This window comes from Mucilaginibacter ginsenosidivorans (genome assembly GCF_007971025.1).
GTDB lineage: Bacteria > Bacteroidota > Bacteroidia > Sphingobacteriales > Sphingobacteriaceae > Mucilaginibacter > Mucilaginibacter ginsenosidivorans.
Window position 1 is genome coordinate 1,884,757 of the sequence record NZ_CP042436.1, and the last position, 15,836, is coordinate 1,900,592.

The 15,836-nt window shown below is 46.1% G+C and carries 16 protein-coding genes; 6 read left to right on the forward strand and 10 right to left on the reverse strand.

Annotation, left to right across the window (positions count from 1 at the left end; all coding sequences use genetic code 11):
* Positions 1-6: 6 nt before the first annotated feature.
* The 9 genes from FRZ54_RS08640 to FRZ54_RS08680 all read right to left on the reverse strand — a co-directional run bounded on the left by FRZ54_RS08640 (position 7) and on the right by FRZ54_RS08680 (position 8,815).
* The gene (locus FRZ54_RS08640) at positions 7-942 is read right to left on the reverse strand and encodes a 4Fe-4S dicluster domain-containing protein (protein WP_147031228.1); all 936 of its coding nucleotides are present in this window, start codon (positions 940-942) and stop codon (positions 7-9) included.
* A 27-nt stretch (positions 943-969) separates the two neighbouring features.
* On the reverse strand, positions 970-1,233 hold the full coding sequence (locus tag FRZ54_RS08645; RefSeq protein ID WP_147031229.1) for a hypothetical protein: 264 nt from the start codon (positions 1,231-1,233) through the stop codon (positions 970-972).
* Between the two features lie 181 nt (positions 1,234-1,414).
* Entirely contained in the window at positions 1,415-1,822 is a 408-nt protein-coding gene (locus FRZ54_RS08650; RefSeq protein ID WP_228462662.1) for a c-type cytochrome, read from the reverse strand.
* A 65-nt stretch (positions 1,823-1,887) separates the two neighbouring features.
* Positions 1,888-2,859, reverse strand: coding sequence for a DUF5777 family beta-barrel protein (locus FRZ54_RS08655; RefSeq protein WP_147031230.1), 972 nt, complete (start codon positions 2,857-2,859; stop codon positions 1,888-1,890).
* A gap of 21 nt (positions 2,860-2,880) precedes the next feature.
* Entirely contained in the window at positions 2,881-3,264 is a 384-nt protein-coding gene (locus FRZ54_RS08660) for a hypothetical protein (RefSeq protein WP_147031231.1), read from the reverse strand.
* Between the two features lie 14 nt (positions 3,265-3,278).
* Positions 3,279-4,064, reverse strand: a complete 786-nt coding sequence (locus FRZ54_RS08665; RefSeq protein ID WP_147031232.1) for a YceI family protein — start codon at positions 4,062-4,064, stop codon at positions 3,279-3,281.
* Positions 4,065-4,278: 214 nt separating this feature from the next.
* Positions 4,279-4,803: a hypothetical protein gene (locus FRZ54_RS08670; protein ID WP_147031233.1), complete on the reverse strand. Its 525-nt coding sequence runs from the start codon at positions 4,801-4,803 to the stop codon at positions 4,279-4,281.
* A gap of 223 nt (positions 4,804-5,026) precedes the next feature.
* Complete coding sequence (locus FRZ54_RS08675) at positions 5,027-7,525, reverse strand: M1 family metallopeptidase (protein WP_147031234.1); 2,499 nt, start codon at positions 7,523-7,525, stop codon at positions 5,027-5,029.
* Between the two features lie 9 nt (positions 7,526-7,534).
* The gene (locus tag FRZ54_RS08680; protein ID WP_147031235.1) at positions 7,535-8,815 is read right to left on the reverse strand and encodes a metal-dependent hydrolase family protein; all 1,281 of its coding nucleotides are present in this window, start codon (positions 8,813-8,815) and stop codon (positions 7,535-7,537) included.
* 275 nt (positions 8,816-9,090) lie between these two features.
* Here FRZ54_RS08680 and FRZ54_RS08685 point away from each other — a divergent pair, with 275 nt between their 5' ends.
* The 3 genes from FRZ54_RS08685 to FRZ54_RS08695 all read left to right on the forward strand — a co-directional run bounded on the left by FRZ54_RS08685 (position 9,091) and on the right by FRZ54_RS08695 (position 12,234).
* The gene (locus FRZ54_RS08685; RefSeq protein ID WP_147031236.1) at positions 9,091-9,303 is read left to right on the forward strand and encodes a hypothetical protein; all 213 of its coding nucleotides are present in this window, start codon (positions 9,091-9,093) and stop codon (positions 9,301-9,303) included.
* 67 nt (positions 9,304-9,370) lie between these two features.
* Positions 9,371-11,749, forward strand: coding sequence for an ABC transporter permease (locus FRZ54_RS08690; protein ID WP_147031237.1), 2,379 nt, complete (start codon positions 9,371-9,373; stop codon positions 11,747-11,749).
* Positions 11,750-12,054: 305 nt separating this feature from the next.
* Positions 12,055-12,234 carry a hypothetical protein gene (locus tag FRZ54_RS08695; protein ID WP_147031238.1) on the forward strand — a complete coding sequence of 60 codons (180 nt, stop codon included), beginning with the start codon at positions 12,055-12,057 and terminating at the stop codon, positions 12,232-12,234.
* 103 nt (positions 12,235-12,337) lie between these two features.
* Here FRZ54_RS08695 and FRZ54_RS08700 read toward each other — a convergent pair whose 3' ends face one another.
* Complete coding sequence (locus FRZ54_RS08700) at positions 12,338-12,748, reverse strand: BrxA/BrxB family bacilliredoxin (RefSeq protein WP_147034454.1); 411 nt, start codon at positions 12,746-12,748, stop codon at positions 12,338-12,340.
* 221 nt (positions 12,749-12,969) lie between these two features.
* On the opposite strand from FRZ54_RS08700, the gene FRZ54_RS08705 reads away from it, so the two are divergent.
* The 3 genes from FRZ54_RS08705 to ahcY all read left to right on the forward strand — a co-directional run bounded on the left by FRZ54_RS08705 (position 12,970) and on the right by ahcY (position 15,714).
* On the forward strand, positions 12,970-13,845 hold the full coding sequence (locus FRZ54_RS08705; RefSeq protein WP_147031239.1) for a M23 family metallopeptidase: 876 nt from the start codon (positions 12,970-12,972) through the stop codon (positions 13,843-13,845).
* Between the two features lie 98 nt (positions 13,846-13,943).
* Positions 13,944-14,342 (forward strand): bactofilin family protein, encoded by a 399-nt coding sequence (locus tag FRZ54_RS08710; protein WP_147031240.1) that lies wholly within the window; start codon positions 13,944-13,946, stop codon positions 14,340-14,342.
* A 55-nt stretch (positions 14,343-14,397) separates the two neighbouring features.
* The gene (gene ahcY, locus FRZ54_RS08715; RefSeq protein WP_147031241.1) at positions 14,398-15,714 is read left to right on the forward strand and encodes an adenosylhomocysteinase; all 1,317 of its coding nucleotides are present in this window, start codon (positions 14,398-14,400) and stop codon (positions 15,712-15,714) included.
* Positions 15,715-15,836: the final 122 nt, after the last annotated feature.

Genomic DNA, 15,836 nt, shown 5'->3' on the forward strand with positions numbered 1-15,836 from the left:
ATTTAGTTAAGATGGTTGTTTATCATTTTCAAGCCCCGATTGGAAAGGGAAGTTCCGGTTGACAGGCGGCAGGTAATAAACGCTTGGTTTAGTACCCAGATCCTCCATCAGGCGGTAACCGGCTTTATCTCTTATCAGTTCGCTGAAGCGAAAGGTTTCCGCGCCGTTGGTAACCGAATCTTCATTCATATCGCCGAAGGCAAATACTCCGTTAGGGCAAGCAGAAACGCAGTGCGGAAGCATCCCTTCGCGGGTCATGTCGGCGCAAAAATCACATTTACCTACGGTTCCTTTTTTCTGGGGGATGCTGGTTTCAGCCGAATAAGGCTGACTTGCAACTTCGGCAGGTAAATCGGGCTCACCCCAGTTGAATACCCTGGTTGAGTATGGACAGGCGGCCATACAAAAACGACAACCTATACAACGATCGCTATCTATGAGGACAATACCATCTTGCCTTTTGAAGGTTGCATCAACCGGGCAAACTTTTACGCATGGTGGGTCGTCGCAGTGCATACAGGTTGTAGGTTCCCAAAAAGGGGCGGTATTTCCGGCATCCTGCATCGGCTCTACCTTTATCCAGTTCTCGCCTGGGTTCAATTGGTGGGCATGGTTACAGGCCGACTGGCATTTTTTCAGGTTTTTGCACCTGGATAGATCAATAACCATTACAAATTTTTTGCCTGGGATACCAAGCCTTGCTTCGCTATTGGAAACGGGCGGCAGATGGGGCACAGGTTTCAGAAATGCTTCGTCAACTTCAATCACCTCGCCATCGACGGAAAGCAGTTTTACTTTTTTCCCGGATGCCCTGGCGGTTTCCACAGCACCGGCTTCAAAGGGGTCTTTATCTTTACTCGGGGTGCAAGCTGCCAGAAGACCGCCGGCTGCTGCCAGGCCTGCTAAAAGGAAATCCCTTCTCGGGCTATTTTCTTGTTCCATTTTTTAATTTGAAAAGGTCTTTAACACTTATTTTTTGATCCAATGCTGCAATTCGGTATTGGTTACTTTTTTCTTGCTTGCCGATATCAACGACTGATCGATCTCGACAAGCCTGCCGTCTTCAGTAAGCATTTTAACGGTATTCTTTTTATTTGCTGGAGCTTGTTTCCTGAAAAAGGGAAGCCCGGTTGCAGCTGCAATTGCCGCGAAAGCAGATACAATGCCGACTCCCCAGACAAACTTTCGCCTGGATGGCGAGTTATCGAGGTTTGCTTTTTTATTGCTATCCATAGTATTGGTTATTTGATGGTGTAAAGCTATTTATGTGCGGGAACGTGTACCATGATACCACGCAGGTAAAAAAGTGACTGTCATCACAAAGTCAACTTTAATGTATATTATTGATAATCAGACGTGTAAATAGAAAAACCCGGGCTATGCCGGGCTTTTCGTCTATTATTTTGATAAGATATTATTTTTTCAGCGTGCGGATAAAATTTACCAGGCTCCACATATCATCCGGATCGGGGATCTTCTTTTTGAAACTTGGCATATCATCGCGCCCTTCAGATATCTTATAAAAGATCGACCCGTCGGACTGTGTTTGAGCAGCGCCTTTGGTCATATCCTCTGGTTGGGTTTTCAATTGAGCGGCCTTACTGCCGTCGCCCAAACCGGTTTTTCCATGGCACGATGCACAATGCAGGTTCCATAAGGATTTACCGTTGGCTATTGATTCCTTGCTTGATTTTACAGGGTTCGGCATCTTGGCGTTCTTTTCAGGAACCGGCCAGGGTTTTGTTTGCTCCACGGTGGTGAATGCGACGCACATAACACTTGCCGCAATGGTGGAGGTAGCCAGCATTAATTTAATTTTCATTGGATTTACGATTTAATATTGAACAATGTTAAAATTACTTAAAATTTATTAGCAGTCACCTTTTTTTAATTCCATAACCTGGTGATATTAAATCCGATGACAAACTTTCCTCCTTTTACCTTCGTGCCGTCGGCCTGGGTATAGTTAAAGGCGCTGTTGGTATTAAACAGGTTGTTTTTTCCCGGATTTAACAGGGAGTAGTTGCCCATAAATATCTGGAACGTGTGGCCGCTTGTGGCGAACTCAAACCCAAAGGATAAGTTTGGACTGGGGTTATTTGTGGCATGCTTTGTAATTGGTTGGTCGTAGTTCACCAATACAGCGGTTGCATCGCCCAATTTATACCTGCCGGAAACGGAAACCGCAAAGTGGTCGTGCTTCATTTCCTCGAAGATGGTTTGCCCTGTACTGTCATTTTTTGTATAGTAACCGTTCACCGCATTTTGGTGCGTAATACTTGGCGCTACCTGCAGCGAAAATTTATCGGAGAACTTCCTGGCGATGATGATCTGGTTGAACGATAGGAAACGGTCCGACTGGTGTGCAAACAAATCCTTGGTTGGGTCTTTCCTCGTGTCGTACGACAGATCGCCATAGTAGGTAATGCTGACGGGAGACTCGCCCGGTGTTTGTTTTATCAGCGCATATTTAGCGCTTACGTCCCAAAGTTCGTCATATTTATTGAGCCCAATACCCAGGTAAAGGTTATTGATCGGGGCGTAGCCAACGCCAATGCGTATGTTTGAGGAGGCATACAGTCCCCAAAGGTCGCTGTATCCTTTATCAACGGTTCCGAACCTGTGCTGGATATCCATTTCAAAAGTGCCTTTGAAAGGTACCATAACAGATTGATTGTCGATCAGCCAAATGCTTTGGAAGGTATTTTTTACCGGTTTTGCTTTAACCGGGGCCTCGGCTTCTTTTGTAGTAGCAGTGGTATCCTGGGCATATACGGCAGTCTCAAATGTTAAGATGCAACTGACCAGGCACGCACTCGCTGTTAGCAAGCGTTTTGCGAAATTTATTTTTGGTTTCACGTTGTTTTGATTTAAGGTCAATTAATTGTTTTTAGCGCCGGTTCTGATCCAGTCATAAACCTTTTGCCTGTCAGCGGCATTTGGAATATGTACCTGCATGTCGCCATTGATCATGATATATAGTTCACTTTGATTCGGGATAAGCGTATTTACATACCCACCGCTAACAAGACTGTTATAGGATACGCCTAATTCCAGGTCCGGCGCCTGGGCCCCGGCAACATGGCACCCAGATAAAGCGCAGTTCGTGCTTAAAAGGGGGGCAATATCTGTTTTAAAACTATACTGCTTTGGCGGGCCGTTCGGATCGACCCCGGCTGCCGGAAGGATAACATCCTTATAGCACCCTGTAAATGCGATACCAACTGTAAAAAGCAGCCCTATGAATATGATTATCGGTTTCATGGTAATTAGGTTTACTATTTATTATTAAAGTTTACATTCACCACTATGCTGATATTGTCGCCAACTTCGGTGTTGTTGATGCCGAAATCAGCTTTGTTTATCTGGAATTCCAGTTTGAGACCAAAATCGCTGTAAGCACCGCCGGGAACAAGGGCCTCGGGGATATAGGACAATTTGCCTACATATGTTTGGGTAGCCGGTGCCGACAACCCACCTTGCCAGGTAAAGCTGAATGTGGCGATGTAATCATTTGAAGTGGGATCAAATTCAACTTTGGTTGTTTTGATATGGGCAACATTTTGTACCGTAAGGTTTTGGGTGCCGGCTACGATAGCGGTGGTGCCAAAAGTGGTGATCAAACACCCTCCGTCGCGGCCTGGTTCTCCTGTATTAACCGTGTTAAGTTGAACGTATCCCGCAAAATGTGTTTTCTCCGGAGCGTTTTCGTAAAATGCCCATGAGGTATCAGGTACCGGTTGTTTGGTAGCGGAATAATTCTGCATCATTGCATCGGTAAGATTGGCCACCCCAAACTGGTTGAATTTCCCGGTCAGGTCGGCGCCTACTTCCAAAAATGGGCTCGACCAGTTTACCGCGCTGTGTACCTTATCGAATTTCCATTGTGTGGTATCGCCAATGGTGGTACCGGGCAAGTGTACGTGACTGCCGTGAGTGATTTTTACCGTGTTTGATACACCGGCTGGTAATGGGTCGTTTTTGTGTGTGCAACTGGCTATAACCCCATAGCCGCTAATGAGGATAAGGGCAAACATTAGCATTTTGTTATTGAAGCGTTTCATAAAAAGCATTTTTAAGTGGAAGAATTTTTAATTATCAACGAGTCAAAAGTATCGGGAAGAATTTGACAATTCTATGAGCCTAATCAGACAATAGAATGATATAAATCACATTATCGGGGAAATTATACGTGATGTTTTTAAATTTAATATGCTGTTTTTCAGAATAATATGAAAAATTTTCATGCTCCGGCACAGTACGGCGCCGGCTAGTTGATCAAGCGCTTGCCCGCTTGTTGGAACGGCTAAACAAGGGGTAGACGAGCGCCAAAAAGAAGAGAGCAGCGATGTTGAGAACTATGCTTGCCGCATATACTTTCATGTCGTTTTTTATGATGTCGCTGTTAACGGATGAAGAGGATAATTGTACGAACAGGTCGCTTACGAGGAAGAAGAAAAACACGAGGCTGTGCACCAGGCTCAGGGCCTTTTTTTTGCTTACAGCCGGTATCCAGAAAAGAATAGCAAGCAATGCCCAGGTTATTAACCATGGCCGCTGTATAGCCTGCTTTATATGTTCGATGGAGTAATCGGGATATAGTTTTTTGAATAGGAAGCCGAGGAACAGTATGCCAACCAGTGCATAGGAAAATGGCAATAGCGCTACCAGCCTTTTTGTGAACTTCCCCTGTAGCGGCCGGGTGTCGGCTAAAAACAATATTATGCTGTAAATTATCGCATAGCCCGAGAAGAAACCCATCAATTCAAGCTGCTGGAGGTACACAAAAAAATTTTTGTCCATAACATAAAGTTATTGTAAAGCTGCCGAATTTCAACAGGGCCCTACTGGTCACTAAATGCCGCTAAATTATCCGTGTTGCGGCTGGCTAAACATGACGGAGATCATTATATAAGATGATTTGTGTGTGAACGCTTAATTAATGACGCTGTAATCAGCGAAAAAGAAAAGGCCCCGGGGTTTTCCGGGGCCTTAAACTTGTCCTTGGTAATATGAACGTTAACGCTTATTTGGCGTCCTTCACTTCTTTTGCTGCATCGTCAGCAACTTTGGCCGAAGCGGCATCGTTCATCTTAGCGCGGTCGTCCTTAATATTGTTTAGCATGTTGATAATAAAAGGGCCCACACCGCCAAATTTCTTGTATTTGATACCCAGTGCTTTTATTTCATTTATCCCCTGCTGTGCGAACTCCGGGCTTTTTACTTTCCCCGTCATTGCGCCGAAATTCCGTATCATCCCGAACTTTGTGTTAACATCGCCCGCGGTAAATTTATCATAAACAAACGGCCACGCTTCGGAGCTTCCGTTGGTTGCAAAAACGGTTATCATGGCCTGTGTAAGTGCACCAAGGTTATCCTTTTCAAAACCTTTAGCCAGCGTTAAGGCCTGTAGCGAATCGATACCATTTATAGCGGTAAGTGCGGCGCCCTGTACGGCGTACGACTGGCTGCCAATGGCATCTTTGTAGATATTCATATAGGCCGGGTCCTTCAGCTTGCCCAGTGCGGTGAGTGCCGCCGCGCGTACCAGTGTGTTCGCATCGCTTTTTGCCAGGGCGGTCAATATTGGCAGGGCGGCATCGTGTACAGCCTGGTTGTTCATTTTCAAGGCCCTTACGGTTTTTAAGCGTAAGCCATAGTACTTATCTTTAAGCGCGGCCAATATTACTTTTTGCCCGGCCGCTTCAGTTTCTTTTGATTGTGCCGCTTCAATGGCCTCAAACCGGTCCATATAAAGTGGGGCGTTGAAGTACTGGAACGCAAATTCATCCAGCGGCTTGTTATCTGTTTTTTTGCAAAGAATGATCTTGTCGCCGTCAAAATTTACCAGGTCGGGCTTAGATGCTACCTGGAAGGTTAGCGTATCTTCTTTGCCGTTCACCCAAACTTTATGGCGCTCTTTTTTGCCGCCTGCATAAATGTCCACAGCCAGCGGAATGCTAAATATTTGCCCGTCCTGCTTTTGTTTCACGTATACCGTCTCGGTTTTGCTGGCATCATCCCATTTGTAACTGATATCAAATACCGGGTGGCCTGCGCCGTAATACCACTGGTTAAAGAACCAGTTCAGGTCGCGGCCGCTGGCCTGCTCCAATGCCAGGCGCAATTGCTGCGCCTCGCCATTTTTAAAGGCATTAGTTTTCAGGTAAATATTTAAGCCTTTGTAGAAAGCGTCTTTACCTAAATAATTACGTAGCATGTTCAGGATACGGCCGCCTTTCTGGTAGGTCACATCATCAAACACATCTTCCTTATCCACATAATAAAAACGCACCAGGTCCTTATCCGCCGCGGCGGGGTCGCCAAGATATTGTGCCATGTCCTGGTGGTTCTGGTCGTCGGCAACATCCTGGCCGTATTTATGTTCGGCCCAAAGCACCTCGCTGAAGTTTGCGAATGACTCGTTAACGGTCAGGTTGCTCCAGCTTTCGCAGGTCACATAATCGCCGAACCACTGGTGAAACAGCTCGTGAGCAATAGTGCTCATGCCGAAATCATAGTAGCTATCCAGCAACTGGCGTTTGGTTTGGTTCTCAAATTCGCCATGCAGGGTAGCTGTTGTATTTTCCATAGCGCCGCTCACGTAATCGCGTACTACTATCTGCGAATATTTATTCCAGGGGTAGTCGACGCCGGTCAGTTTCGAGTAGAACTCGATCATCTCAGGTGTCAGCCCAAAAATATCTTTGGCATAAGGTGCATATTTGGGCTCCATGTAATAGTTCACCTCTTTGTTGCGCCAGTGATCGCGGTATATTTTAAAATCGCCCACGGCCATCATAAACAGGTAAGTAGAGTGCGGCAGGTCCATTTTCCAGGTATCGGTTCGGGTGCCGTCGGCATTTTTCTTCTGCGATACCAGTTTACCGTTCGACAGCGTAACGTATTTCGACTGCACGGTCATGCTGATCTCGTCAGTGGTTTTTTGCTCGGGCCTGTCAATCGTCGGGAACCATGCCGACGAACCTTCGGTTTCGCCCTGCGTCCATATCTGGATAGGTTTGTCTTTTTCAGTGCCGTCAGGGTTGATAAAGTACAAACCCTTTGCATCGTTAATAGCAGCGCTTCCCTTTACTTTAAGCTCGTTCGGTTTCGATGTATAGTCGATGTAGATGACATACGATTCGTTATTGTGATAAACTTTGTCGAGTTGAATGTTCAGGCTCAGGCTATCGTCGTATTTATACTTCAACGGCACATTTTTGCCATTTTTTACTACCGATATATTTTTTATATCCATGCCCTTTGCATCCAGCCTCAGACTGTCGGTAGGGTAAAAATGTGGCTTAAAAGTGGCCCATTCTTTACCGTACATGTATCGTTTTTTGTAATCGAAGCGCACATCGAGTTTGGTATGTATCACATCGTTTATCCTGGCCGGGGTCGCACGGTAAATCTTTAACCGGGCGCTGTCGGACGATGCTTGTTGCGCATACGATGCCGTCAGGCTTGCGGCAAGTATGCCTGTAAGCGCAATTTTTGAAAGCGTTTTAAAATTTATCATGTTTTGTAATTATTGGTTAGTATAAGTTTTTCCATCCTTCATTACGAAGGCTATATTTCTCATTGTTTTTATATCTGTAAGGGGATCGCCGTCAACGGCAACTATATCGGCAAATTTGCCTTTGCTGATGCTGCCTACCTTCGTACTCATACCTAACAGATCCGCAGCATTGGCGGTAGCGGCCTTGATAGCCTCCATCGGTGGCATACCAGCTTCCACCATATATTGGAATTCGATGGCGTTTTTACCGTGGGCGTACACCCCGGCATCGGTGCCGAAGGCTATTTTTACACCTGATTTATAAGCTCGCCCGAAAGTGGCTTGTATCTGTGTTCCCACCTCTATCGCCTTGCGTTTGATAACCGGCGGAAAATAACCTTCTATTTTTGCCGAATCGGCTACGGATTTGCCCGCTATAATTGTGGGAACAAGATAGGTTCCATATTTTTTGGCCAATTCAAAATCCTCGTCGTTCATAAAGGTGCCATGCTCTATTGATGTAACTCCACCTAAAATAGCTCTCCGGATACCTTCGGCGCCGTGTGCGTGGCAGGCTACCCGCAGCCCGTAATCTTTGGCTGTTTCCACAACGGCTTTTATTTCGTCGATACTCATTTGTGCACCGGAACCTTCCTCGCTCAGGTCGAGTACGCCGCCGGTTGAGGCTATTTTGATCACATCCGATCCGCGTTTGAATTGCAAACGAACTGCTTTGATGAGTTCATCGCGGCCATCGGCAACACCATCGTCCGGCCCCATTTTATGGTTGAACACATCGTCCCTGAAGCCTACTGATGGGTCCATGTGTCCACCGCTGCCGGATATGGCCCGCCCGGCAGTGATAATACGCGGACCATCGACCAACCCTTGCTTCACCGCCTTGCGCAGGCTGATGTTTACACCTGTACCTCCAAGATCGCGAACGGTGGTGAAGCCCGCCATCAACGTTCTTTTTGCATAAACAGCAGCGTGATAAGCAATATCGGCATCGGTAAATGTGAACCCCTCGACGATAGAGTTTTTGCTGCCCTGGCTTTCGAGGTGCACATGGCAATCGATCAGTCCGGGCATTACGGTTTTATTTTTCAGGTCGATGATCTTATCGGATGATCCGCCGTTCGTATATCCTTTTTGAATATCGGCGATAAGGTTTCCCTCGATAACAATTGTCACTTCCGTTTGTGGTTTATCGGCTATGCCATCTATCAATTTTCCGCATTGGATATAAGTTTTTTGCGCAAAGGCAGCCGAGCTGAATAACAGCACGATGAGGAAAAAGAGTCTTTTCATCTATGGATCAGTTAATGTTCAGCTAAGTTAGAAAAGTTTTCATTCAAAAAACCTCAGACGCAGCGCCGCTACGATGTGTTACAATCCCTCATGTAAAAAGGTGATATTCACTCATAATAAAGCGGCGAGGTTTTCAAAACCGCACACTGTCTGTCCGTATTCGTACAGTAATGATGTATCTTATTTTGCAAATTATTGATAGTCAAATTATTAAAACTTGGCATGTGTTTTATTGCCTGTAACCCAGGGGATGAAAAAGCTGCTCCGGGCTTAGTATGGATCCTGAAGATGAAATGTGGAAGCGCCTGGCTGATAAGCTGGCCAGCGAAGCTACTGAAGATGAATTGCGTGAACTGGACGAATTGCTGCGGCGAAACCCGGGAATGCGTGACCGTGCAAACCAGGTATTTGAATGGTGGCAAACCGCACAAGGGCAGAAACAGTATGACGAACGGCTTTTTGAAAAGATACTTGAACGAATAAGTTAGTGATGCTAAGCCATTACAGCGGGCTGTAATGAACGATTGAACCAATTAACAGCTAAACCAACAGACTATGATCAAAAATTACCTTAAAGTTGCCTGGCGCAATTTGTCGAAAAACAAAACGCATACCTTCATCAACATCGCGGGCTTGTCGGTAGGACTGGTTTGCAGCATCCTTATTTTGTTGTGGGTGCAGAATGAGCTGGCGATGGATTCATTTCATAAAAATTCGTCGCGGCTTTACTCGGTTTATGCAAGCCAGTATTATGACCATAAGGCACACGGCACCTATAACACCCCGGGCCCCGCGGCCGAGGAGATGAAAAAGGTTATCCCAGAAATCGAATATGCGTCACCTTACGCTTTTACCAACCCGGCGACTTTTCAGGCGGGTGATAAAATATTGAAAATGAACGGTAATTCGGCCGGCCCGGATTATTTCAAAATGTTTAGCTATCCTCTTATCGAAGGCAATGCACAAAACGCGCTCAAAGGTCCGGTAGCCATAGCTATATCGAGGAAAATGGCGGTGGCATTTTATGGCAGCCCGGCTGCTGCGATAAATAAAACGATTCGATACAACAATGATAAAAGCCTTACGGTAACCGCAGTCTTTGAGGATATGGGGGCCAATGTATCTGAAAAAGTCGATTTTATAACAAACTGGAAAGTATTCACCGACGACAATAGCTGGGCGCTGGAATGGGGTAATAACGGGCCGTCTGCCTATATCATGCTGCGCCCGGATGCCAATGCTGCGCTGGTGGAAAAAAAGATAACGAGGTTTTTGGATAAATACAATAACCTGGATCGTAAAACAGCAACCTTCATCATCGACCTGGCTCTGCAGCCATACAGCGAAAAATATCTGCATGGAAATTTTGACGACCAGGGACGGATAGATGGCGGACGCATAGCCTATGTGCGCTTGTTCAGCATAGTGGCGGTATTCATTCTGCTGATAGCCTGTATTAATTTTATGAACCTGGCCACGGCACGGTCGGTAAAAAGGGCTAAAGAAATAGGCGTACGCAAGGTGGTTGGTGCCTTGCGCAGTTCACTTATCCAGCAGTTTATCAGCGAATCGATGCTGATCACTTTTATTGCAGTTGCGGTTTCGCTGGTATTACTGGCGCTGCTGTTGCCGGTATTTAACGATGTGACACAAAAACAGATAGTGCTTCCGTTTAACCAGCCTGGGTTCTGGGCGCGGCTGACCGCCATTACCCTGGTCACCGGGCTTATCGCCGGCAGTTATCCTGCCTTGTTTTTGTCTTCGTTCAAACCCGTTAAGGTACTGAAAGGGACATTGAAGCTGGATACCGGCACTACGTTTTTCCGCAAGGGGCTGGTGGTTTTTCAATTCTTCCTGTCAATTGTACTGATCACGGCAACGATAGTTGTATCCAAACAAATGAGCTACATACAATCCAAAAACCTGGGTTATGATCGCGAAAACCTGGTATATGTTCCCATGGAGGGCACACTTATTCAGAAATACGAGGTGTTTAAGCAGGAGGCCTTAAGCATGCCGGGTGTGGAATCGGTTACCCGCATAAGCAATACACCAACCAATATACAAGGCAGCACAGGCGGTATTAACTGGGTAGGTAAGGATACGACCGTTAACATCCAGTTTACATTTGCTTCGGTGGGGTACGACTTTACCAAAACGATGAAGCTGAAAATGGCCGCAGGACGCGATTTTTCAAAAGACTTTGCCACTGATTCAATCGGGTACATCATAAACGAAGCGGCGTTGAAACGAATAGGATACAAGGACCCCATTGGGCAACCGCTTACGATGTGGGGTAAGAAAGGAAAAATAATAGGAGTACTGCGGGATTTTCACTTTAATTCGTTGCATGATCGGATACGGCCGCTGATATTGAGGCTGCGTGAAAACGAGGATTACGGGAATTTCCTTATTCGCACCCGGCCAGGCAAAACGCGTGAGGCACTTAGCAGCATGGAGAAGTTATGCAAACAGATGAACCCGGCTTTCCCGTTCACCTATTATTTTTCGGACGAGGAATACCAGAAACTTTATCAGAACGAGCAGATCGTCAGCAAGCTTTCGGATGCCTTTTCCTTCCTGGCCATACTGATATCATGCCTCGGGCTACTTGGCCTGGCGATGTTCACTGCCGAACAAAGGGTTAAAGAGATCGGCATACGCAAGGTTTTGGGAGCGAGTGTGCAGTCGTTATACGCTCTTTTGTCGCGGGAGTTTTTGATGCTTATAGGTATTGCGCTGCTTATCGCACTACCGGTGTCGTGGTATGCCATGAACAAGTGGCTGCTTGGTTTTGAATACCATACGCCTATGCAATGGTGGATGTTTGCAATGGCGGGGATTATCATCCTGTTTATAGCGCTGGTTACGGTAAGTTTCCAGGCGATAAAAGCAGCCTTGATGAACCCGATAAAGAGTTTGCGGAGCGAGTGATTTTGAGGGGAAGTTTTTTTTGCAGGGAGCGTCGGTAATTGTAGCAACCGGATAATATCGCTCGTCTTAGCTCTATTAGGTCAATAAAAACCTCGCGATGAATCGTAAGCCGGCATTTTTTCAATATGGGATAGCAGCTATCCTTTATTGCTTTCCAGTAATCGCTGCGGTCGGGCCAGCCTGCGATTGATGTACCTGACGCCATCGCTTATCGATGCTAAGGTGCCGCGTCCGATCACGATCCAGGCGGAGCTGCAATACAGCGGTAAATAAAACAAAACGATCGGGGTTCACGTTAATTAAATATGAATACTCATAAAAATAAACAAACTAAGCCTGCCGAGAACAATCCGGTAAAAGAGGCCAGGGGACATCCCGACGGCCCTGGCCTGATGGAGATGATAAACGGCCAGGAAGAAAAGAAGCTCAAATCGGATAAAGATCTCAAAAGCAAACCTGATAATCCGGATATACCAATTATTTAGAAAGGATAAAGGCGAAAGGTTTCATTGGGCCAAGATCTTAAAAATGAAAAGGCTGAAAAGAAAAATGTTCCTTTCAGCCTTTCACCTTTATCCTTTGACCTAATTAGCAGTATTGTTCAAATGCACCGATCAGGTTATCGGCTATCATCTGTGCAGGGCGGCCTTCTATCTGGTGACGCTCGATCATATGCACCAGCTTGCCATTCTTAAACAATGCCATAGCGGGTGACGATGGCGGGTACGGCAGCATGTAAGCGCGGGCCTTGTTTACAGCCTCGGTTTCCATACCGGCAAACACAGTTACCAATTTATCCGGGTGCTTTTCGTTTTGCACCGCTGCACGTGCAGCAGGGCGCGCCATGCCGGCGGCACAACCGCATACCGAATTTACCATCACAAATACGGTACCTTCACTCTCGATAGCCTTGGTTACTGCATCTGCATCTTTTAACTCTTCAAAACCAACTCTGGTCAGTTCCTCCCGCATTGGGGTAACTAAATATTCAGGGTACATCATGTTTGTTCAATAAACTTTTTACAAAGGTATAAAATCATTTTTTATTCAAATTTTATAAGTGTAATAATAACATTTTGCTGACTTAAAACGTAAAAGGAAACCATGAGCGATGGCAGGTCAGAAAGATTTGAATTTAATGTTAAATTTTCGAAATATTTTGGGTTTTTATACGTCTATTCTCTTATATTGCAGAACCCAAGTCAACTCAAACTAGCAGCATGAACCTAAAACTGACCAATTTTAGTACGATCATTATTGTTAACAAAAACCAGGAGCAAACACAGGCTATCCGGGTAAAAACAAAGCACTTAAAAAGAGTAAAACACTATATAGCCACTATCGGTTGTGTTATCCTTGCGCTCGCCTGTATGGTTATTTACCTTTCATCAAAAGGTAGCAAGGATGAGCTGGAGAAGCAGCAACTGCGGTCGCAAATAGCCCGGCTGCAAAGCAAGCTGCCAGCGGTTGAAGCTGCCGCTGATAGCCAGGCAGTTGCCAAAAGCTCGGCCCAAACTTATATCGAATCGATACAGGGTAAGCTGCAAAAAATAAACGACTATTTGAGAAAGAGGGGCCTGAAGGGCTTTTCGACCAAAGATATAGGGGGCGACAACAAAGCTGCTGCCGACCTGAGCGATAATGAGAAATATTCGCTTTATGACGAATATCTTAGCCGTTTGCTAAACAGCGTGGCCTTTACACCAATGGGATATCCGCGGATAAGTTCTATTACTTCGGCATTCGGTTACCGTAGCGACCCATTTGACGGCGAAAGCGCGGAGCTGCATCCTGGTATCGATTTCAGGGGTGCCAAAGGCGATCCGGTACACGTGACAGCCGATGGCAAAGTGGTATTCACCGGGTGGAAAGGTGGTTACGGAAATTGCATTATCGTGCAGCATAAAAATGATTTCCAGACGTTGTACGGCCACTTGTCGCACATCAATGTGCAGGAGGGCGAACCGGTAAAAACAGGCGATGTGATCGGGAAGGTTGGCTCGACGGGCCGCTCAACCGGTACGCATTTGCATTACGAAGTACGCAAGAATGGGAAACCGGTTAACCCGGTCAGGTTTTTGACACTGAATAATTAGTTTAAGTGAGCGGTTGATTGAGGACGTGGTTGATGAAGTTGAATTAACCTGATCCAATCAACTTAATCTAACATAATCAACTGATAACTAAAAAAGGCATGTTTTCGAAAAAGAAGAAAGTAGAACTGGACCAGCAGGCGATATCGACCCTGATAAGCGAGGGTTGTGTGTTTGACGGCAACATGAAGGCACCGGCTTATGTAAGGATAGACGGAACGATAAATGGTGACGTAACCATTGACGAAGGGCTGATCCTGGGCGAAAAAGGAAGTGTAACAGGGAACATCCACACTAAGGACATCATTGTTTATGGCACAGTAAACGGAAATATCAATACACATTCATTAGAAATAAGGAGTACGGGACGTATCACCGGCGATATCAAAACGCAGGTACTTCAGGTTGAAACCGGGGGCGCACATAATGGAAAACTCTCCATGTCGGCTAATACTCAACAAGTTGCCAAACACACTAAGCCCGAGTTGGTGAGCGCGTAACTTGATTTACACAATCCCATTGCTTATTTTTGCACCACAAACAAATTGAAAAACTATGTCGATAACAGATACTGCTTATATTAAGCATAAGGTAAAAGATATGTCGCTGGCCGAATGGGGCCGCAAAGAAATAGGGCTTGCCGAAGCCGAAATGCCGGGCCTGATGGCCCTGCGTGCCGAATACGGTCCGTCGCAGCCTTTAAAAGGCGCGCGCATTGCAGGCTGTCTGCACATGACCATACAAACCGCTGTTTTAATTGAAACATTGCAGGCGCTGGGCGCCGAGGTTACCTGGTCGTCGTGCAATATATTTTCGACCCAGGACCACGCTGCTTCGGCCATTGCCGCTGCCGGAACATCGGTTTATGCCTGGAAAGGCATGAACGCCGAAGAATTTGACTGGTGCATTGAGCAAACCTTATTTTTTGGCGAAGAACGCAAGCCATTGAACATGATACTGGATGACGGGGGTGACCTGACCAACATGGTATTGGATAAATACCCTGAACTGGTTGCGGGTATCAAAGGTTTATCAGAAGAAACTACGACAGGCGTGCACCGTTTGTACGACAGGGTAAAGGCCGGCACTTTGCCGATGCCTGCTATCAACGTGAACGATTCGGTTACGAAATCAAAATTCGATAATAAATATGGCTGCCGCGAATCGCTGGTGGATGCTATCCGCCGCGCTACCGACGTGATGATGGCTGGAAAAGTAGCCGTTGTTTGTGGTTATGGTGACGTGGGTAAAGGTTCCGCCGATTCGTTGCGTAATGCAGGCGTTCGTGTTATCGTAACCGAAATAGATCCTATCTGTGCGCTTCAGGCTGCTATGGAAGGTTTTGAAGTGAAGAAGCTTTCGACCGCTATTGCCGAAGCTGACATTGTCGTAACCGCCACCGGCAACTGCGACATTGTTAAGGAACAACATTTCCGCGCATTGAAAGATAAAGCCATTGTTTGTAACATCGGCCACTTTGATAACGAGATCGATATGGCCTGGCTTAACGGCGCCTATGGCAATACCAAGATCGAAATTAAACCGCAGGTAGATAAGTACACTATCGATGGCAAGGATCTGATCGTATTGGCCGAAGGTCGCCTGGTGAACCTGGGTTGTGCTACCGGTCACCCAAGTTTCGTAATGAGTAACTCGTTCACTAACCAAACCCTGGCTCAGTTAGAGCTTTGGGCAAACAGCGATAAATACGAAAATAAAGTATATACCCTGCCAAAACACCTGGACGAAAAAGTGGCCCGTTTGCACTTAGCCAAAATCGGCGTGGAACTGGAAGAACTGGACCAGCACCAGGCTGATTACATCGGCGTACCGGTTGCAGGTCCGTTTAAACCAGAGTATTACCGTTATTAAGGTGAAAGGATAAAGGCGAAAGCTGAAAGGTTTTTACCGCAAATAAAAAGGCACCGCCGGGGAGGCGGTGCCTTTTTTGTTATATAATCTGTTCATTTTAATATTATATTAGTGCCGCTAAG